The sequence below is a fragment of the Blastococcus sp. SYSU D00695 genome (assembly GCF_054050555.1).
Genome location: NZ_JBJGZP010000002.1, coordinates 116154 through 134550, shown reverse-complemented (window position 1 = coordinate 134550; position 18397 = coordinate 116154). Strand labels below are relative to the sequence as shown.

16 protein-coding genes are annotated in these 18397 nt (G+C 75.4%); 9 read left to right on the top strand and 7 right to left on the bottom strand.

Going from position 1 to position 18397, the window contains the following annotated elements; genetic code table 11:
• Positions 1-27: 27 nt before the first annotated feature.
• Complete coding sequence (gene ctaD / locus ACI781_RS02130) at positions 28-1788, bottom strand: aa3-type cytochrome oxidase subunit I (RefSeq protein ID WP_456564428.1); 1761 nt, start codon at positions 1786-1788, stop codon at positions 28-30.
• 272 nt (positions 1789-2060) lie between these two features.
• Between ctaD and ACI781_RS02125 the strand changes: the two genes are divergently transcribed.
• The 3 genes from ACI781_RS02125 to ACI781_RS02115 all read left to right on the top strand — a co-directional run bounded on the left by ACI781_RS02125 (position 2061) and on the right by ACI781_RS02115 (position 5737).
• Positions 2061-2534: a hypothetical protein gene (locus tag ACI781_RS02125; RefSeq protein ID WP_456564427.1), complete on the top strand. Its 474-nt coding sequence runs from the start codon at positions 2061-2063 to the stop codon at positions 2532-2534.
• Between the two features lie 44 nt (positions 2535-2578).
• On the top strand, positions 2579-4069 hold the full coding sequence (locus ACI781_RS02120) for a mannitol dehydrogenase family protein (protein ID WP_456564426.1): 1491 nt from the start codon (positions 2579-2581) through the stop codon (positions 4067-4069).
• A gap of 93 nt (positions 4070-4162) precedes the next feature.
• Positions 4163-5737, top strand: a complete 1575-nt coding sequence (locus ACI781_RS02115) for a phospholipase D-like domain-containing protein (protein ID WP_456564425.1) — start codon at positions 4163-4165, stop codon at positions 5735-5737.
• 12 nt (positions 5738-5749) lie between these two features.
• Here ACI781_RS02115 and ACI781_RS02110 read toward each other — a convergent pair whose 3' ends face one another.
• Positions 5750-6529: a Clp protease N-terminal domain-containing protein gene (locus ACI781_RS02110; protein ID WP_456564424.1), complete on the bottom strand. Its 780-nt coding sequence runs from the start codon at positions 6527-6529 to the stop codon at positions 5750-5752.
• Between the two features lie 167 nt (positions 6530-6696).
• Here ACI781_RS02110 and ACI781_RS02105 point away from each other — a divergent pair, with 167 nt between their 5' ends.
• Positions 6697-7551 (top strand): NAD(P)H-binding protein, encoded by an 855-nt coding sequence (locus ACI781_RS02105; protein WP_456564423.1) that lies wholly within the window; start codon positions 6697-6699, stop codon positions 7549-7551.
• A gap of 23 nt (positions 7552-7574) precedes the next feature.
• Here the strand turns inward: ACI781_RS02105 and ACI781_RS02100 are convergent, their stop codons facing one another.
• Genes ACI781_RS02100 through ACI781_RS02090 form a run of 3 tightly spaced genes read right to left on the bottom strand, consistent with a single transcriptional unit; the run spans position 7575 to position 10552 of the window.
• A complete protein-coding gene (locus ACI781_RS02100; RefSeq protein WP_456564422.1) occupies positions 7575-8618 on the bottom strand; it encodes a nitronate monooxygenase in 1044 nt (347 codons plus the stop codon).
• Between the two features lie 25 nt (positions 8619-8643).
• Positions 8644-9201, bottom strand: coding sequence for a Rho termination factor N-terminal domain-containing protein (locus tag ACI781_RS02095; protein WP_456564421.1), 558 nt, complete (start codon positions 9199-9201; stop codon positions 8644-8646).
• 49 nt (positions 9202-9250) lie between these two features.
• Complete coding sequence (locus tag ACI781_RS02090; protein ID WP_456564420.1) at positions 9251-10552, bottom strand: PP2C family protein-serine/threonine phosphatase; 1302 nt, start codon at positions 10550-10552, stop codon at positions 9251-9253.
• A gap of 106 nt (positions 10553-10658) precedes the next feature.
• Between ACI781_RS02090 and ACI781_RS02085 the strand changes: the two genes are divergently transcribed.
• From ACI781_RS02085 to ACI781_RS02075, 3 genes are read left to right on the top strand one after another with little or no spacing between them, the layout of a single operon-like run.
• The gene (locus tag ACI781_RS02085; protein ID WP_456564419.1) at positions 10659-11180 is read left to right on the top strand and encodes a 2Fe-2S iron-sulfur cluster-binding protein; all 522 of its coding nucleotides are present in this window, start codon (positions 10659-10661) and stop codon (positions 11178-11180) included.
• Positions 11177-12193, top strand: a complete 1017-nt coding sequence (locus tag ACI781_RS02080) for an FAD binding domain-containing protein (RefSeq protein WP_456564418.1) — start codon at positions 11177-11179, stop codon at positions 12191-12193. The genes ACI781_RS02085 and ACI781_RS02080 overlap by 4 nt, the downstream gene beginning before the upstream one ends.
• Positions 12190-14283, top strand: a complete 2094-nt coding sequence (locus ACI781_RS02075; RefSeq protein ID WP_456564417.1) for a xanthine dehydrogenase family protein molybdopterin-binding subunit — start codon at positions 12190-12192, stop codon at positions 14281-14283. The genes ACI781_RS02080 and ACI781_RS02075 overlap by 4 nt, the downstream gene beginning before the upstream one ends.
• Before the next feature lie 95 nt (positions 14284-14378).
• Here the strand turns inward: ACI781_RS02075 and ACI781_RS02070 are convergent, their stop codons facing one another.
• Positions 14379-14741, bottom strand: a complete 363-nt coding sequence (locus tag ACI781_RS02070; RefSeq protein ID WP_456564416.1) for a hypothetical protein — start codon at positions 14739-14741, stop codon at positions 14379-14381.
• On the bottom strand, positions 14738-15430 hold the full coding sequence (locus ACI781_RS02065) for a DsbA family protein (protein WP_456564415.1): 693 nt from the start codon (positions 15428-15430) through the stop codon (positions 14738-14740). Before ACI781_RS02065 ends, ACI781_RS02070 begins: the two co-directional genes overlap by 4 nt.
• Before the next feature lie 257 nt (positions 15431-15687).
• Here ACI781_RS02065 and ACI781_RS02060 point away from each other — a divergent pair, with 257 nt between their 5' ends.
• Positions 15688-17262, top strand: a complete 1575-nt coding sequence (locus tag ACI781_RS02060; RefSeq protein ID WP_456564414.1) for an alpha/beta hydrolase fold domain-containing protein — start codon at positions 15688-15690, stop codon at positions 17260-17262.
• A complete protein-coding gene (locus ACI781_RS02055) occupies positions 17259-18359 on the top strand; it encodes an L-dopachrome tautomerase-related protein (RefSeq protein ID WP_456564413.1) in 1101 nt (366 codons plus the stop codon). Before ACI781_RS02060 ends, ACI781_RS02055 begins: the two co-directional genes overlap by 4 nt.
• The last annotated feature ends 38 nt before the right edge of the window (positions 18360-18397 follow it).

Genomic DNA, 18397 nt, shown 5'->3' with positions numbered 1-18397 from the left:
CGACCTCCTCGGCCGGGCGACGTCCGCCTACGTGGGGTCGGGGTCGTTGGGGCCCTGGCGGCGCCCTCCGGTGCCGCCGATCTCGGAGACCCCGGCGTAGGGCTCGTGCCGCTGGCCGACGTGCGCCTCGCGGTGCAGCCGCTCGACCAGGTGCGGGTAGTGCGCCTCGAACGCCGGCCGCTCGGAGCGGATCCGGGGGATCTCCAGGAAGTTGTGCCGCGGCGGCGGCGAGGACGTGGCCCACTCCAGCGAGTTGCCGTGGCCCCACGGGTCGTCGCGCAGCGCGGGCTGCCCGTGCCGCCACGACCGGATGACGTTGTAGAGGAACGGGATGATCGACGCGCCGAGCACGAACGAGAAGATCGTCGAGACGGTGTTCAGCGCGGTGAAGCCGTCGTCGGCCTGGTAGTCCACGTAGCGGCGCGGCATGCCCTCGCCGCCCAGCCAGTGCTGCACCAGGAACGTGCCGTGGAAGCCGACGAAGGTCAGCCAGAACTGCAGCTTGCCCAGCGGCTCGTCGAGGAACCGGCCGCACAGCTTGGGGAACCAGAACGCCAGGCCGGCGTTCGCCGCGAACACTACGGTGCCGAACACCACGTAGTGGAAGTGCGCGACGACGAAGTAGCTGTCGTTGAGCTGGAAGTCCAGCGGCGGGCTGGCCAGCAGCACCCCGGTGAGGCCGCCGAGCAGGAAGGTGACCAGGAAGCCCATCGACCACAGCATCGGTGTCTCGAACGTCAGCTGGCCGCGCCACATGGTGCCGATCCAGTTGAAGAACTTGATGCCGGTCGGCACCGCGATGAGGTAGGTGAGGAACGCGAAGAACGGCAGCAGCACGGCGCCGGTGGCGTACATGTGGTGCGCCCAGACCGCGACCGACAGGACGGCGATCAGCAGGGTCGCGCCGACCATTCCCTTGTAGCCGAACAGCGGCTTGCGGCTGAAGACCGGGATGATCTCGGTGATGATGCCGAAGAACGGCAGCGCGATGATGTAGACCTCGGGGTGGCCGAAGAACCAGAAGAGGTGCTGCCACAGCATCGCCCCGCCGTTCTCGCGGGTGAAGACCAGCGCCCCCAGGTTCCGGTCGGCCAGGTTCACCAGCAGCGCCGCGGCGAGGATCGGGAACGCGAAGAGCACCAGCAGGCTGGTGACCAGCGAGTTCCAGGTGAAGATCGGCATCCGGAACATGGTCATGCCCGGCGCGCGCAGGCAGACGATGGTGGCGATGAAGTTGACCGCGCCGAGGATCGTGCCCAGCCCGCCGACCGCCAGGCCGGAGAACCACAGCGTCGCCCCGACGCCCGGCGAGTTGACGCCGTCCGACAGCGGCGCGTAGGCGTACCAGCCGAAGTCGGCCGCGCCGCTCGGGGTGAGGAACCCGCCGGCGGCGATGAGGCCGCCGAACAGGAACAGCCAGTAGGAGAGGGCGTTCAGCCGCGGGAAGGCGACGTCGGGTGCGCCGATCTGCAGCGGCATGATCAGGTTGCCGAAGGCGAAGAACAGCGGCGTCGCGAAGAGCAGCAACATGATCGTGCCGTGCATGGTGAAGAGCTGGTTGTACTGCTCGGGGGACAGGTACTGCAGCCCCGGCTGCGCCAGCTCCCCGCGCATCAGCATGGCCATGAGGCCCCCGGCGATGAACCAGACGAACGACGTCACCAGGTACATCAGGCCGATGGTCTTGTGGTCGGTGGTCCGCAGCAGGTTCGACAGCCGCGAGCCCTTGGCCGGCGCCGGCTGGGCCCCGGGGCGGCTGACGATGGGGCGGGGCGCCAGGGAGGTCATCGCGGTGCCTCCCCGCCGGCGGGACGGGTCCTGCGGGGCGCCGGGGGCGGCGTCCACCGGGCGGACGCGTGGCCTGCGCGGGCGCCGGGGCGGCGCGGGGGCCGGCGACGGACGACAGCTGTCACGAGGACCCTCCTGCAGCGGGAGTCGAGCAGCAGAGGCAGCCCCATGGTGGCCCCGGCCCCGCCCCGGGGGAAGTCCGATCGGCGCGGCGTCCCGGACGCCCGGCGCGCGGCCCCCGGCGGGGACCGCCGAGTGGCAGCATGCGCGGGATGGCGGCATCGATCGGCCCCGAGGCCCGGCACCGCAACCCCGCACTGGAACCGCTGGCGCCGCTCGTCGGCGAGTGGCGGACCACCGGCACGCACCCGCTGCTGCCGGGACGGACCTTCCACGGGCGCACGTCGTTCGCGTGGCACGAGGGCGGCGCCTTCGTCGTGATGCGCTCGGAGATCGACGAGCCCCCGATCCCCAGCGGTGTCGCCGTGTTCGGCTCCGACGACGCCGCCGGCACCCTCACGATGCTGTACTTCGACGAGCGGGACGTCTCCCGTCACTACACCGTCGAGGTCGGCGCGGGTGAGGTGTCCTGGCACCGGGACGCGGCCGGCTTCGCCCAGCGCATGGTGGTCACGATCGCGGCCGACGGCAGCCGGCTCGAGGCGCGCGGCACCATGTCGCGCGACGGCGGCCCGTGGGAGGACGACCTGCGGCTCACCCACGAGCGCCTGCCGGCCGCCGGGTAGCCGCGCACGGGTGCACCGGCCGCCGCGGCGGGTAGGGGGCGCGCATGTCGCGGCTGAACGCCTCCGTCCTGCGCACGCTCGGGCCGTCGGTGTGGACGCCGCGCTACGACCGGGCGGCGGTGCGGCCGGGCATCGTCCACCTGGGCGTGGGCGGGTTCCACCGCTCGCACCAGGCGCTGTACGTGGACAGGCTGCTGGAGGCCGGGCAGGCCCAGGACTGGGGCATCTGCGGCGTCGGCGTCCTGCCCGGGGACCGCCGGATGGCCGAGGTGATGGCCGCCCAGGACTGCCTGTACACGCTCGTGGTCAAGCACCCCGACGGCTTCCTCGACGCCCGCGTGGTCGGCTCGGTCGTGGAGTACCTGTTCGCACCCGACGACCCGGAGGCCGTCGTCGAGCGGATGGCCGCGGAGACCACGCGGATCGTCTCCCTGACCGTCACCGAGGGCGGCTACAACACCTCGGCGTCCACCGGAGAGTTCGACGCGACGGCGCCCGGCGTGGTCGCCGACCTGCGGTCCGGTGCCCCGCGGACGCCGTTCGGGCTGGTCACCGAGGCGCTGGTGCGGCGCCGCGCGCGGGGGCTGCCGCCGTTCGCCGTCGTCTCCTGCGACAACGTGCCGCACAACGGCGACCTGGCGCGGCGCAGCTTCGCCGCGTTCGCCGCGCTGCGCGACCCGGGGCTGGGGGAGTGGGTGGCCGCCGAGGTGGCGTTCCCGAACTCCATGGTCGACCGCATCACCCCGGTGACCACGGACGCCGACCGCGCCGAGCTGCACCGCCGCTTCGGCGTCGACGACGCCTGGCCGGTGGTCTGCGAGCCGTGGACGCAGTGGGTGCTGGAGGACGCCTTCCCGGCCGGCCGGCCGCCGCTGGAGGACGTCGGCGTGCAGCTGGTCGCCGATGTCGCCCCCTACGAGGAGATGAAGCTGCGGCTGCTCAACGCCGGCCACCAGGTGCTGGCCCACCTGGGCCGGCTGGCCGGGCTGGAGTACGTGCACGAGGCCTGCCAGGACCCGCTGTTCCGCGAGTTCCTGCGCGGCTACCTCGACGAGGAGGCCACCCCGACGCTGGCCCCGGTCCCCGGCGTCGACCTGCGCCGGTACAAGGCCGAGCTGGTCGGCCGGTTCGCCAACCCGCAGGTGCGCGACACCCTCGACCGGATCCGGGAGAACGCCTCCGACCGGGTGCCGCGGTTCCTGCTGCCGGTGCTGCGGGACAACCTGGCCCGCGGCGGGGAGATCCGCCGCTCGGCCGCGGTGCTCGCCGCGTGGGCCCGCGCCGCCGAGGGTGCCGACGACGCCGGGCTGCCGCTGGCCCTCGCCGATCCGCGCGCCGCCGACCTGGGCGCCCGCGCCGACCGCCAGGCGGCCGAGCCGCTGGCGTTCCTCGACGACCCCGACGTCTTCGGCGACCTGGCCGCCGACGAGCGGCTCGCCGCCGCCTACACCGACGCGCTCACCTCGCTGCGCGAGCGGGGCACCCGAGCGACGGTGGCGGGCCTGGTCGGCCCGCCCCGCCGCGGCCGCGCCTGACCCCCGCCACGCACCCCCGCGACCGGGGTCCCCGCCCGGCCCGTCCGGGTGACCGGCCGTGAGGAGGGCCGGTCGCGGGGGCAGGATGCGCGGGTGCACCCCGACGGCTCCGGTACCACCACCCCGCCCGGCCTGCGGGTCCCGGCGCCCCGCGACCCCGCCGGGGTGGGAGGCGGGGACGGGGCCGGGCCGGAGGGGCCCGCCCGGCTGCTGGTGCCCGGGGAGACGTGCTGGCGGGTCGAGCGCGCCGACCGCTACGCCGTCTTCGTCGACGCCGCGGACTACTTCGCCACCCTCAAGGCCGCCGTCCTCTCCGCGCGCCGGCGGGTGCTGCTCATCGGCTGGGACTTCGACCCGCGGATCCGGATGGACCCGCGCGGCCCGGGCCGCGCCCGCGACGACCGGCTCGGCCGGGTGCTGGAGACGGCGGTGCGCGCCAACCCCGACCTCGAGATCGGCGTCCTCATGTGGGACCTCGGCATGGTCTACGGGCTGGGCCGCGGGCTGGTGCCCATCGTGCTGCTCGGGCGGCGCTCCCCGGACCGGCTGACCGTCACCGTCGACACCTCCCACCCGGTCGGCGGCGCGCACCACCAGAAGATCGTGGTGGTCGACGACTGCCTGGCGTTCGCCGGCGGCATCGACGTCACCGCCGACCGCTGGGACACCGGCGAGCACCGGGACCGGGAGCGCCGGCGCGCGCGGCCCCGCACGCACCGGGACATGGGGCCGTGGCACGACGTCACCAGCCTGGTGTCCGGACCGGCGGCGCGGGCGATCGGCGACCTCGCCCGGGAGCGGTGGGAGAGCGGCACCGGGCAGCGGCTGGAGCCCGTGACCGGCGTCGAGCCGTGCTGGCCCGAGGGCGTCGAGCCGCTGCTGACCGGCGTCGACGTCGCCGTCTCCCGGACCCGGCCCGAGCACGGCGGCCAGATGCTCGTGCACGAGATCGAGCTGCTCTGGCTCGCCGTCGTCGCCGGCGCGCGGCGCAGCGTGTACGTGGAGACGCAGTACTTCGCCAACCGCCGGGTCGCCGAGGCGATCGCCGCCCGGCTGCAGGAGCCCGACGGTCCCGAGTTCGTGGTGCTCAACCCGCACGAGGCGTGGGGGTGGGTGGAGGAGCAGGCGATGGGCTCGGCCCGCACGGCGCTGCTGGAGACGGTGCGGCAGGCCGACCGGTACGGACGCTTCCGCATGTACGTGCCGGTCACCGCCTCGCGGCGGCCGGTGTACGTGCACGCGAAGGTGACCGTCGTCGACGACCGGTTGCTGCGGATCGGCTCGTCGAACCTGAACAACCGCTCCATGGGGCTGGACACCGAGTGCGACCTCAGCATCGAGGTGCACCCGGGGTCCCCCGACCGGGAGGCGCTGGCCGCGGCGGTGACCGGCATGCGCGACCGGCTCCTCGGCGAGCACCTCGACGTCGCCCCCGGGGAGGTGGCCGCCGCGGTGGAGCGCCACGGCGGCTCGCTCGTCGCCGCGATCGAGGAGCTGCGCCGTCCCACCGGGCGGTCGCTGGTGCCCTTCTCCCCGCGGGAGCTCGGCCCGGTCGGCCGCCTGCTGGCCACGACGCAGCTGCTGGACGCCGAGCGGACGCCGGACCGCTGGCGGCGCGTCCGCCGGGCGTTCGGCCGCCGGCGGGGGCGCCGTCCGCTGGCCGGCTGAGCCCCGGGGCTCTCAGGCGCCGGCGGTCTCCCCGGTCTCCCCGGCCTCCGCGGCCTCCCGGGCCTCCGCGGCCTCCCCGGCCGCGCCGGCCGAGCGCAGGGCGGTCGTGATCTCCTGCTCCGCCCGTCCGGCGTCGACGCCGAGCCCGGAGAGCAGGCCGTCGTCGCCCTCGGCCTCGAGCACCGCCAGCAGCAGGTGCTCGGTGCCGACGTGGTCGTGCCCCAGTCGCGACGCGGCGCGGAAGGTGCTCTCGAGGACGGCCTTGCAGGCGTCGTCGAACGGGATCAACGCCGGGATCTCCGCGCCCGAGGCGGGCGGCAGCACGACGGCCGCGCGGACCCGGTCCAGGGACCCCGCGTGCGCCACGAGCACCCGGGCGGCGATGCCCTCGGGCTCGCGCAGCAGGCCGAGGACGAGGTGGGCGGTGGAGACCTCGAGCGCGCCGGCGGTGCGTGCCTCCTCCTGGGCGGCGACGACGACGTTGCGGGCGCGCGGGGTGAACCGGCCGAAGCCCTCGCGCGCGTCCATCGGCCGGTCGGCGCCGGCGCGGCTGACGAACCGCTTCTGCGCGGCCTGCTTGGTCACGCCCATGCTGCGGCCGATGTCGGTCCAGGATGCCCCCTGGCGGCGGGCCTGGTCGACGAAGTGGCCGATGAGGGAGTCGGCGACCTCGCCGATGTGGTCGGCGACCAGGACGGCGTCGCTGAGCTGCTCCAGCGGGTCGTCGTGCACCTTGCGGATCGAGTCGATGAGGTCGTCGAGGCGGACGGGGACCTGCACGGGAGGGGTCATGCGTCAACGCTAGGTTGACGGCATGCGGGCGTCAACCCCCGGTTGACGATGAGTCGAGGACCGTCCGCGGCTCAAAAGTCGTTGAAGGTTGGAACATCTCCGGGGGGCTCCCGGTTGCCGGGACCGACGGCGCCGCCGCGGCGTCCGCGGAGCACAGGAGGACACGCATGTCGATCGTCGTCACCGGCGCCACCGGGCACCTGGGCCGGCTCGTGGTGGAGGAGCTGCTGGACCGGGGCGTCCCGGCCGACCAGGTCGTCGCCGCCGGCCGCCGCGTCGAGGAGCTGACCGGGCTCGCGGCCCGCGGCGTCCGGGTCGCGCGGATCGACTACGGCGACCCGTCGACCCTCGACGCGGTGCTGGAGGCGGGGGACCGGCTGCTCCTGGTCTCCGGCAACGACCCGGCCGCCCGCGTCGAGCAGCACCGCACCGTGCTCGCCGCCGCCGCGCGCGCCGGGGTCGCCCTGGTCGCCTACACGAGCATCCTGCGCGCCGACGACAGCCCGCTGGCCCTGGCGGAGACCCACCGGCAGACCGAGGCCGACGTGCGGGCCAGCGGCGTCCCGTTCGTCCTGCTCCGCAACGGCTGGTACACGGAGAACTACGCGCAGGCCCTGCAGGAGGCCGCGGCCGCCGGCACCGTCTCCGCCAGCGCCGGCGACGGCCGGGTGGCCAGCGCGACCCGCGCGGACTACGCCGCCGCGGCCGCCGCGGTGCTCGCCGGCGCGGGCCACGAGGGGCGGGTGTACGAGCTCTCCGGCGACACCGCCTGGGGCTTCGACGAGTTCGCCGCCGCGGCCGCCGAGGTGCTCGGCCGGGAGGTCACCTACCGCCGCCTGACCACCGAGGAGCACGTCGCCGTCCTCACCGGCGTCGGCCTGGACGAGCCGACGGCGCGCTTCGTCGCCGGGATGGACGCCGCCATCGCCGACGGTGCCCTGGCGTCGACGACCGGCGACCTGTCCCGCCTCGCGGGCCGGCCGACCACCCCGCTGGCCGAGGCGCTGCGCGCGCTCGCCTGAGCCCGGCGTCCGGCGCGGGGCGGTCAGAAGCGCGCGGCGTCCAGCGCCGCCCGCGCCTCGGCGGCCAGCCGGCGCACCAGCTCCCCGGCGGGCACCTCGCCGGCGAGCCGGTGCGCCTGCCCGGCCCACAGGTGCAGCTGTTCGGCGTCCCCGGCCGCCCGCGCCGCGGCCCGCAGCGGCTGGGTCAGCGCGTGCACCTCGGGATAGGCCGCCGGGGCGTCGGCGGGCAGCTCGGCCGTCGCCCGGTTGACCAGGGCGCGGGCGCGGCGGCCGGTGAACACCCGGGTCACCGTCGTCGGCCGGTCCCCGGTCAGCGCGGCGGCGTGCGCGGGCGCCGTCCCCGCCTCCGGGGTGCGCAGGAACGCCGTCCCCAGCTGGGCCAGCGCCGCACCCGCGGCGAGGACGGCGGCGACGCCCCGGCCGTCGGCGAGGCCGCCCGCGGCGACCAGCGGCAGCGCGGTCTCCCGGCGCACCAGCGCGAGCAGCGGGAGCAGGCCGAGCTCCCCGGGCTCGGCGTCCGAGCCCCCGCCGCGGTGGCCGCCGGCCTCCCAGCCCTGGACGACGAGCGCGTCGGCCCCGGCGGCGGTGGCGGCGACGGCGTCCTCCGGTGAGGTGACCGTCAGCCAGACCGGCACCGCGGCGGCGTGCAGCGCCTCGACCGACCGGGCCGGGGGGACGCCGAAGACGAAGGAGACGACCGCCGGGCGCAGCGCCGCCAGGACGGCGACCTTGGCGTCGTGCTCGTCGTCGGTGTGCACCGGCTGCCCGAGCGCGGCCCCGAGCGCGGCGGCGCGCGGCGCCAGGAGGCCCGCGTACGCGGGCACCCGCGCCGCCTCGACCGGGTCGGCCGGGACGGGGCTGAAGACGTTCACGCCGAACGGCGCCGCCGACACCGCCCGCAGTCGCGCGACCTCGTCGGCCACGGCGGCCGCGGTGCGGTAGCCGGCCGCCAGGAAGCCGAGGCCGCCGGCGTCCCCGACGGCCGCGGCGAGGGCGACCGTCGAGGGGCCGCCGGCCATCGGCGCGGCGACGACGCGGCTGGGGACGGGCGGCGGGGGGAGGGGCACGGGCGACAGCCTGCCCCCGGGGAGGTCAGCCGTCCTCGCGGTGCGGGCTCTCCAGGCGGAAGAACGTGCTCCGGTGCCCGTCCTTGCGCTCCTCCTGGTAGACGAAGTTGAGGTCGCGGGCGTCGAAGGTGGCGAACCACTCGTCCCAGCTCACCTCCCGCAGCCGGTCGTCGTCCCCGCCGAAGTCGATGCGCAGCACGCCCAGGTGGTCGCCGTGCTCGGTGCCGGGCACGGTGGCCGGCTGCCCGCCGCGCGCCTCGGCCCACTGCCGGATCACCTCGTGGCTGGTGGTGGCCAGGCTGCGGCCGGGCCGCTCGGGGTCCTCGTCCGGGGAGGTCACCTCCTGCGAGTACTGCAGCGACCTCGACGTCTGGTCGCCGGTGCGCAGGTGCCCGCCGTCGGGCCCGGCGTCGCCCGGCTCCCCGGCGCCGGTCCGCTCCCCGGTCCCGCCGGCGGCCAGGGCCGCGACGAGGTCGTCCTTCCGCATCGACGAGGTGCCGGAGACGCCGGCCCGCTTCGCCCGGTCGCGCAGCTGGTCGACCGTGAGGTCGCGCAGCTCGCTCTCGCTCGTGGTGTCAGCCATGCCGAGCGCCTACCCGGCGCGACTCGATCGCACGCGACAGGTCTGCGGTTCAGGAGCCGTCGTCGGTGGGGTCGGCCTCGGGCACCCCGGGAGCGAGCTCGTCGTCGCGCGGCGGCTCCTTCCACTCCACGAGCAGCAGGGACGCGTCGTCGCTGGTGTGCCCGGCCCGTGCGGCCATCAGGGCGTGGGACAGCCGGCGGACGGACTCCGCGGCGGACAGGCCCTCGGTCGTCGTGCGTTCGATCATCTCGCGCAGGCGTCCCTCGCCGAACTGCTCCCCGCCGTCGAGCCGCTCCTCGACGACGCCGTCGGTGAAGAACAGCACGCGGTCGCCGGGCGCCAACCGGAGCGACCGGACGTGGGGTGGGCCGTCGGCCAGGCCGAGCGGGCGTGACACCGGGCCGGTCACCTCGTCGACCACCCGGCCACCGCGCACCCACAGGGGGGCGGGGTGGCCGGCGTTGACCCAGGTGAGCTCGCCCGTCTCGGTGTCGAGCCGGGCGATCTGGGCCGTGGCGAACCGGCCGGGGAACGAGGTGCGGACCACGTGGTCCATCGCGGCGTAGAGCTCGGGGAGCTCGTCCCCGCCGCCGCGCCGGCCGTGGCGGTAGGCGGCGATCACCACCGTGGCCATCGTCGCGGCGTCCAGCCCGTGACCCATCGCGTCGAAGACGCCGACGTCGAGCACGTGGGCGTTCAGCGCGAAGTCGAAGGCGTCGCCGCCCACGGAGTAGGCCGGTTCGAGGATGCCGGCGAGGTCGACGTCGGGCGTGGTCATCGACAGCGGGGGGAGCGTGGCCCACTGCAGCTGGGCGGCGAGGGTCATCGGCTCGGCGGTGCGGGCCCGGGCGAACGTGTCGGTGTACTCGCCCTTGGTGACGACCATGTCGGCGACCAGCCCGGCGAGCCGCAGGGCGAGCCGGCGGTCGGCGGCGTTGACCGCCGGGAGGTGCAGGGACAGCACGCCGACCCGGTCCGAGCCGTCGAGCATGGGCAGGAAGAGCCGCACCGACCCGTCGGGCTCCGGCTGCTCGACCACCTCGGCGGTGGCGAACGCGCGACCGGCCGCGCTGCCGTCGATCGGCGTCCGCTCGCCGGTGAGGCCGTCGCCCTCCAGCGGCTGCAGGTGCCGCTGGTCGTAGTCCTGCAGGAAGATCGCGACCTCGCTCGCCCCGGCGGCGCGCGTCTCCTGGGCCACGAGGGGGCCGACCAGCCGCGGGGGGATGAGGTGCGCGCGGTCGAGCAGGCGCCCCAGCAGGGCCTCACCCATGCTCTCGGCGACGGCGCGGTCCTCCCGCTCGGGCCGGAACCCGATCGGGGTCGTGCCCTCCTCGTCCGCGGGTGTCGTCATGGCCGGGGCATGGGCAGGAGGGCCGCGGGACAAACGTCCGCCCTCGGCACCAGGAGGGCCTGCCGCGGGGTTTGCCACGCCGCGCGCGCCGGGCACCTGCGGGGCCATGGACCCCACCGGGCTGCACGCCGAGATCTCCCTGACCGTGGACGGCGAGCGGCACCGCCTGACGGTCGACACCCGGACGACGTTGCTGGACGCCCTGCGGGAGCGGCTGGGCAACACCAGCCCGAAGAAGGGCTGCGACCACGGCCAGTGCGGCGCCTGCACGGTGCTGCTGGACGGCGACCGGGCGCTGACCTGCCTCGCGCTGGCGGTCGCCCACGACGGCGCGGAGATCACCACCGCGGACGGGCTCGCATCCGGCGGCCTGCACCCGGTCCAGCAGGCGTTCCTCGACCGGGACGCCTTCCAGTGCGGCTACTGCACCCCCGGCCAGGTGTGCTCCGCGGTCGGGGTGCTCGACGAGGTCCGCCGCGGCTGGCCCAGCCACGTGAGCGAGGACCTGACCGCCCCCCCGGAGCTGACCTCCGACGAGGTCGCCGAGCGGATGAGCGGCAACCTGTGCCGCTGCGGGGCCTACGCGAACATCGTCCCGGCCGTGCAGCAGGCCGGGGGCGCGGCGTGAGGCCGTTCGCGTTCGCCCGGCCCGCCGACGAGGCCGAGGCGGTGCGGACCGTCGCCGCCGAGCCGAACGCGGTCTTCCTCGCCGGGGGCACCAACCTCGTCGACCACCTCAAGCTCGGCGTCGCCCGACCCGAGCTCGTGGTCGACGTGCGCCGGCTGACCAGCCGGGACGTCACCGACCTGCCCGACGGCGGGCTGCGCATCGGCGCCGCCGTCACCAACAGCGAGCTCGCCGCCGACCCGCGGGTGCGCGCGCGGTACCCGGTCCTGGCCCAGGCGCTGCTGGCCGGCGCCACCGGCCAGCTGCGCAACCTCGCCACCACCGGCGGCAACCCGCTGCAGCGGACCCGGTGCGTCTACTTCCAGGACGTCAGCACGCCGTGCAACAAGCGCGAGGCCGGCAGCGGCTGCTCGGCCGTCGGCGGCTACACCCGCCACCACGCGGTCCTCGGCACCCCCGCGGCCCTGCCGGACCCGACGGCGCCGGACACCTGCATCGCCACCCACCCGTCGGACATGGCGGTGGCGCTCGCAGTGCTCGATGCGCACGTGCAGGTCCTCGGCCCGGCCGGCGCGCGCACGGTCCCGTTCGCCGAGCTGCACCGGCTGCCCGGCGACGACCCCTCCCGCGACACCGTGCTCGAGCACGGCGAGCTCGTCACCGCGATCGACCTGCCGCCACTGCCGGCCGGCGCGCGCTCGACCTACCGCAAGGTCCGCGACCGGGCGTCCTACGCCTTCGCGCTGGTCTCGGTGGCCGCGGTGGTGGTCGACGGCGAGGTCCGCCTGGCCCTGGGCGGCGTCGCGCACAAGCCGTGGCGAGCCACCCGCGCCGAGGAGGTGCTGCGCGGCGGCGCCGTGTCCGACGAGGCGGTGCGCCACGCGATGGAGGTCGAGCTGACCACCGCCCAGCCGCAGCCGGGCATCGACGGCGGCAACGGCTTCAAGATCCCGCTGGTGACCCGCACCGTCGTCGCCACCGTCCGCGACCTGACCTCCGAGGTGTCCGCATGACCGAGCTGCTGGAGCCCCGCGCGATCGGCCGGGACACCGTCCGCCGCGACGGCGAGGCGAAGGTCCGCGGCGCCGCCACCTACGCGATCGAGACGCCGGTGGAGCACCCCGCCTACGTCCACCCGGTGCAGGCCACGGTCCCGCGGGCCCGCGTCACCGGCGTCGACACCTCCGCCGCCGAGGCGCTCGAGGGGGTCGTCGCCGTCCTCACCCACGCGAACGCCGAGCGGCTCGCGTCCACCGACGACCGCGAGTTCGCCGTCCTGCAGAGCGACGAGGTGGCCTTCCGCGGGCAGGTCGTCGCACTGGTCGTCGCCGAGACCTCGGAGCTGGCCCGGCAGGCCGCCGACGCCGTCCGCGTCACCTACGCCGAGCAGCCGCACGACAGCACCCTGGCCGTCGACCGGGCCGACCTCTACGCGCCGGAGCAGGTCAACGCCGGGTACGAGACCGACACCGTGCAGGGCGACGTCGCCGCCGCGATGGCGACCGCGCACGTGACCGTCGAGGAGACCTACTCGACGGCGATGTACCACAACAACCCGCTCGAGATGCACGCGACGACGGCGCTGTGGGAGCCGTCCGCCGAGGTGCCGCTGACCCTCTGGGACTCGACCCAGGGCGTGCACCCCGACCGGGCCGCGGTGTGCGAGGTCTTCGGCCTGGAGCAGGAGCAGGTGCGGGTGGTCTGCCCGTTCGTCGGCGGCGGGTTCGGCTCCAAGGGCACTCCGCACGCGCACGTCTTCCTCGCCACGATGGCCGCCCGCGCGGTGCCCGGCCGGCCGGTGAAGCTCGGCCTGACCCGCCAGCAGATGTTCTCCCTCGTCGGCTACCGCACCCCGACGATCCAGCGGCTGCAGCTGGCCGCCGACCGCACCGGCCGGTTGCAGGCCATCGCGATCGACGTGGTCGAGCAGACGTCGAGGATCAAGGAGTTCGCGGAGCAGACCGGCGTCCCCACCCGGATGATGTACGCCTCGCCGAACCGGCGGACGACGCACCGGCTGGCAGCCCTCGACGTGCCGGTGCCGTCGTGGATGCGCGCGCCGGGGGAGTGCCCGGGCATGTTCGGCCCCGAGGTCGCGATGGACGAGCTCGCCGAGCGGCTGGGCATCGACCCGGTCGAGCTGCGGATCCGCAACGAGCCCGAGGTCGACCCGGAGACCGGCAGGCCGTGGTCCAGCCGCAACCTGGTCGCCTGCCTGCGCGAGGGCGCGCAGCGCTTCGGCTGGGCCGACCGGCCACCGGCTGGGCACCGCGAGGGTGCCTGGCTCGTCGGCACCGGCGTCGCCTCCTCGGTGTACCCGACGATGCGCCAGGCGCAGTCGACCGCGCGGATCCGCTACGCCGACGGCCGGTACGTCGCCGAGATCGGCGCCGCGGACCTCGGCACCGGCGCGTGGACGGTGCTGCCGCAGATCGCCGCCGACGCGCTGGAGGTCGACCCCGACGACGTCGAGGTGCGGATCGGGGACACCCGCTACCCGATCGCCTCGGTGGCCGGCGGCTCGTCGGGCACGAACACGTGGGGGTCGGCGCTCACGGTCGCGGCGCGCCAGTTCCGCACGAAGTTCGGCCGCTCGCCGTCCGACGGCGACGAGGTCACCGGCGACGTCGACCAGGCGGGCAAGGACGACGCGCACGCCGCCTACGCCTTCGGCGCCCAGTTCGCCGAGGTGCGGGTGCACGCCGACACCGGCGAGCTCCGGGTGCCGCGGCTGTACGGCGTCTTCGGCGCGGGCCGGATCGTCAACCCGCGGACGGCGCGGTCGCAGTTCCTCGGCGGGATGACCATGGGGCTGTCCATGGCGCTGCACGAGAACAGCGTCTGGGACCACCGGATCGGCCAGGTCGCCAACCACGACCTCGCCGAGTACCACGTGACCGTCAACGCCGACGTCGGCGACATGCAGGCCCACTGGCTCGACGAGCACGACCCGTACGTCAACGCCATGGGCAGCAAGGGCATCGGCGAGATCGGCATCACCGGGACGGCGGCGGCGGTGGTCAACGCGGTGCACCGGGCCACCGGCATCCGGGTGCGCGACCTGCCGGTCACCCTGGACAAGGTGCTGACGGCCCTCCCCTGAGCTCTCGCCGCCGCTGGGGGAGGTCCGGCAGGAGGAGGCGGTCGTCGTCCCGCCGCTCCGGCCCGATGCCGCCCGTCCCGGTGCCGACCGTGCGGTCAGCTCCGCGGGCGCTCCTGCGCGGCGTAGGTGTCCAGGAGCGCCCGGGCGCCCGCGCCCGCCTCTCCCTCCTGGTCCAGCGCCGTGCGGAAGGAGTCCAGCTCCTGCGCGCCCCCGGGGAACGGCGGCAGCAGGGGGACGTCGGGGTCGGTGCGCACCTCGAGGACGACGGGCCGGTCGGCCGACAGCGCCCGGTCCCACGCGGCACCCAGCTCCCCGGGGTCGGTCACCCGGATGCCGGTGAGGCCGAGCAGGTCCGCGTAGCCGGCGTTGATGCCGTCCCCCGGGTGGCCGAACACCCGCGGGACGCCCCAGGCCCGCAGCCGCTCGACGACGAGGTCCGCGACCAGCCGCTCGCTCATCGTCGGGACCCTGCCTGCGCTGCCCCGGCGGCTCGCCGCACGAGGTCCTCGTAGACCGACGGGTCGTCGGAGTCGACGACCGGGTAACCGGCGTCGGAGGCGTGCTGCTCGGTACCGGGGTTGTGCACGTCGGAGCCGTCGGCGAGGAAGAAGTGCGGGCTGCCCTGCACCTCGCCGGCGTGCGCGCGGTAGTCGGCCATCATCGGCCCGCGGGCGCGGCCGTCGTCCAGGGCCGCGGCGAGCGCGTCGGCGTCCACGTGGTCGCAGCCGCGGGCGACGTCGACCACCTCGTGCAGCATCGAGATGCACCGGCTGTCCCGGAAGAACGCCAGCCGCAGCGCCATGTCCAGCTGCTCGGCCGCCGCGGGCGACTGCGCCTTGGCGGCGTGCACGGCCTCGTTCGCCAGCAGCGCCGTGACCGGCCAGTCCGAGGGCTGGCCCTGCCACGGGGTGATCCCCAGGTCCGGCTCGAGCTGGCCGACGACGGGCAGCTCGGCGTTCAGCATGCGCATCGGGATCGCGAAGGAGTTCACGTCCTCCAGCAGGAAGAGCCGGTGGTCCACGCGGACGGCGTCGTCCAGGTCGAGGCGGGACCGGGCGGCGAGGAAGCGGTGCAGGGCCACCGTCGACCAGGCGCACACCACGTCGGTGTAGACGGCCACGGTCCCGGGGGTGACGTCGACGCTCATCCGCGGCCCATACCCGGGACCGGCCGGGGTGACCCCGCGGCGTGGCCGGCGGGGGGAGACGACGGGCCTGGGGCGGGCCCGCGCGGACGGCGCCCGGCCCCGCGCCCGGACGGTCGGTGCACGCATCCGTCGGCGGGTGTACCCGCGGCAGCGGGGGGTAGGTGCCGCTCGACGGATCGCCCGTGCCGACGGGGAGCCGGCCGCCGAGACCAGGCGTGTGCCGCACCGTCCCCAGCCCGACTCGCGAGGAGCCTCCCGTGGCGTTGTCCCACCCCACCCGGCCCGGCGACATCGACCACCTCATCGCCGACGACCACGCCGTCGTCGAGCGCCAGTTCCAGCACCTGGAGGCCGGCCGCGGCAACCGCCGCGTGCTGGTCGACCAGATCTCCCTCGAACTGGCGCTGCACGCGTTCGCCGAGGAGACGGTGCTCTACCCGATCTGGCCCGAGGTGGGGATGCGCGACGAGCACGACGACGCCGAGCACGAGCACCAGGAGATCAAGGAGCTGCTCGTCGTCCTCGGCCGGACCGAGCCCGGCGAGGCCGAGTTCGAGCAGGCGCTGACGGAGCTCATGGAGGTCGTGCGCCACCACGTGCACGACGAGGAGGACGAGGAGCTGCCCGAGTTCCGCCAGAAGGCCGGTGCCGAGCGGATGGGGCAACTGGGCCGGGAGTTCCTGGCCGCCAAGCGGCAGGCGCCCACCCGCCCGCACCCGCACGCCCCCGACGAGGGGATCGCCGAGCGGATCGCCGGCTTCCTGGCCAAGCCGCTGGACCACGTGCGCGACCTGCTGTCGGGCCGGCAGCAGGAGATGGCGACCGACCCCTCGGGCCTGCTCACCCCGCAGGCACAGGCGATCGTCGACGCGCACTCCTCCCTGGGCCCGCTGCCCGTCGAGATCCTCGAGCCCGCGCAGGCGCGCACGCAGCCCGGCCCCGACAAGGCGGTCGAGAAGGTCATGGCCGACAGAGGCATCGAGGGTCCCGAGCCGGTCGGCGCGGTGGAGGACCGGACCATCCCCGACGCCGCCGGCGGGCAGATGCGGTTGCGCGTCTACACCCCCGCGGACGCCGGCGCCGGCCCGCTGCCGGTCGTGATGTGGGTGCACGGCGGCGGATGGGTGCTCTTCGACGTCGACACCTACGACGCCTCCTGCCGCGGGATGGCCAACAAGACCGGCGCGATCGTCGTCAGCCCCGACTACCGGCGCGCTCCCGAGCACGTGTTCCCCTCCTCGCATGACGACGTCCTCGCCGCCTGGCGGTGGACCGCCGAGCACGCCGCGGAGCTCGGCGGCGACCCAGGCCGGATGGCGATCGGCGGCGAGTCGGTGGGCGGGACGATGGCCGCCGCCACCTGCCTGCAGCTCGCCACCGGCGGTGGGCCCCGACCGCTGGCCGCCGTCTGCGTGTACCCGCTCACCACCGGCGAGCAGGTGGGCGAGTCGATGGAGGACGCCGCCGACGGCCGGCCGCTCAACCGCCCGCTGCTGTCGTGGATGGCGATGCACGCGTTCCAGGGAGTGCCGGAGGGCGCGCAGGACCCGCGGGTGGACCTGCTCGGGTGGTCCGACGAGCAGCTGCGCACCATGCCACCGACGCTGGTGATCACCGACGAGCGCGACGTGCTGCGCAGCGAGGGCCAGCTGTTCACCGAGAAGCTCGAGGCCGCGGGCGTGCCGACCACGCACCGCTACTACGCCGGGGTCATGCACGAGTTCTTCGGCGCGGCCGCCGTCCTCGACGAGGCCGAGCAGGCCCAGCGCGAGGCGGCGCAGCACCTGCGCCGCGCGTTCGGCGTCCCGGCGACCGCGGGCGTCGCGAGATGACCGGCCGGCCGGCGGCGCACGAGACGCTCGGCGGGCTGGAGGTCGTCCACACCTTCTCCGGGGCGATGCCGACCGGCGTGACCGTGTCGCACACCGGCCGGGTCTTCGTCTGCTACCCGAAGTGGGGCGACGACGTCGGCTTCACCGTCGGTGAGATCCGGGACGGCGCGGAGGTCGCGTTCCCCTCCCAGGAACTCAACGACAACCGGTCCGACGCCGACCCCGAGCGGCTGGTGTCGGTGCAGTCCGTCGTCGTCGACCCCGCCGACCGGCTGTGGGCGCTCGACACCGGCAGCCCGATGTTCCAGCCCACCAAGCACGGCGGGCCGAAGCTCGTGTGCGTGGACCTGGCCCGGGACGAGGTCGTGCAGGTCGTGCTGTTCCCGACCGACGTCGCGCTGCCCACCACCTACCTCAACGACGTCCGGTTCGACCTGCGCCGCGGGGAGGCGGGGACGGCGTTCATCACCGACTCCTCCGACTCCGGCCCGAACGGCGTCATCGTGGTCGACCTGGCGTCGGGGGAGTCCTGGCGACGCCTGCACGAGCACCCGAGCACGAAGGCGGTGCTCCCGCCGGACCTGCGGATGGTCGTCGAGGGCCAGGAGTTCACCGAGCGGGCCGAGGACGGGTCGACGTCCCCGATCCGGATGGGCGCCGACGGCATCGCGATCTCCGCCGACGGCGAGCGGCTCCTCTACTGCCCGATGGCCGGCCGGCGCTGGTACAGCGTCGCCGTCGACGCGCTGGTGGACCGGTCGGCCGACGACGACGCCGTCGCGGCCACCGTGCGGGACGAGGGGGACAAGGGCTGCGTCAGCGACGGGCTGGAGACCGACGACGCCGGCCGCCTCTACGTCACCGACGGCGAGCACGACGCCATCCACCGGCGGCTGCCCGACGGGCGCTGGGAGACCGTCGTCTCCGATCCGCGGCTGCTGTGGCCCGACACCATGTCCGTCGCCGACGGCTTCCTCTACGTCACGGCCAACCAGCTGTACCGGCAGGCGAAGTACCGCGGCGGGGAGGACGAGCGGCGCAAGCCCTACGTCCTGTTCCGGACGCCGATCGACGCCGGCCCCGTCCGGCTGCGCTGAGCGGGGTCGCCGCCGTGCCGCCCACCGACCGCGCCGCC

What these genes read in the sequence shown, in the direction of transcription:
- ACI781_RS02055 (WP_456564413.1), top strand. Translation starts at nt 17,259, where the DNA reads ATGACCGGCCGGCCGGCGGCGCACGAGACGCTCGGCGGGCTGGAGGTC.
- ACI781_RS02095 (WP_456564421.1), bottom strand. Translation starts at nt 9,201, where the DNA reads ATGGCTGACACCACGAGCGAGAGCGAGCTGCGCGACCTCACGGTCGAC.
- ctaD (WP_456564428.1), bottom strand. Translation starts at nt 1,788, where the DNA reads ATGACCTCCCTGGCGCCCCGCCCCATCGTCAGCCGCCCCGGGGCCCAG.
- ACI781_RS02070 (WP_456564416.1), bottom strand. Translation starts at nt 14,741, where the DNA reads ATGAGCGAGCGGCTGGTCGCGGACCTCGTCGTCGAGCGGCTGCGGGCC.
- ACI781_RS02120 (WP_456564426.1), top strand. Translation starts at nt 2,579, where the DNA reads ATGTCGCGGCTGAACGCCTCCGTCCTGCGCACGCTCGGGCCGTCGGTG.
- ACI781_RS02090 (WP_456564420.1), bottom strand. Translation starts at nt 10,552, where the DNA reads ATGACGACACCCGCGGACGAGGAGGGCACGACCCCGATCGGGTTCCGG.
- ACI781_RS02065 (WP_456564415.1), bottom strand. Translation starts at nt 15,430, where the DNA reads ATGAGCGTCGACGTCACCCCCGGGACCGTGGCCGTCTACACCGACGTG.
- ACI781_RS02110 (WP_456564424.1), bottom strand. Translation starts at nt 6,529, where the DNA reads ATGACCCCTCCCGTGCAGGTCCCCGTCCGCCTCGACGACCTCATCGAC.
- ACI781_RS02085 (WP_456564419.1), top strand. Translation starts at nt 10,659, where the DNA reads ATGGACCCCACCGGGCTGCACGCCGAGATCTCCCTGACCGTGGACGGC.
- ACI781_RS02105 (WP_456564423.1), top strand. Translation starts at nt 6,697, where the DNA reads ATGTCGATCGTCGTCACCGGCGCCACCGGGCACCTGGGCCGGCTCGTG.
- ACI781_RS02075 (WP_456564417.1), top strand. Translation starts at nt 12,190, where the DNA reads ATGACCGAGCTGCTGGAGCCCCGCGCGATCGGCCGGGACACCGTCCGC.
- ACI781_RS02125 (WP_456564427.1), top strand. Translation starts at nt 2,061, where the DNA reads ATGGCGGCATCGATCGGCCCCGAGGCCCGGCACCGCAACCCCGCACTG.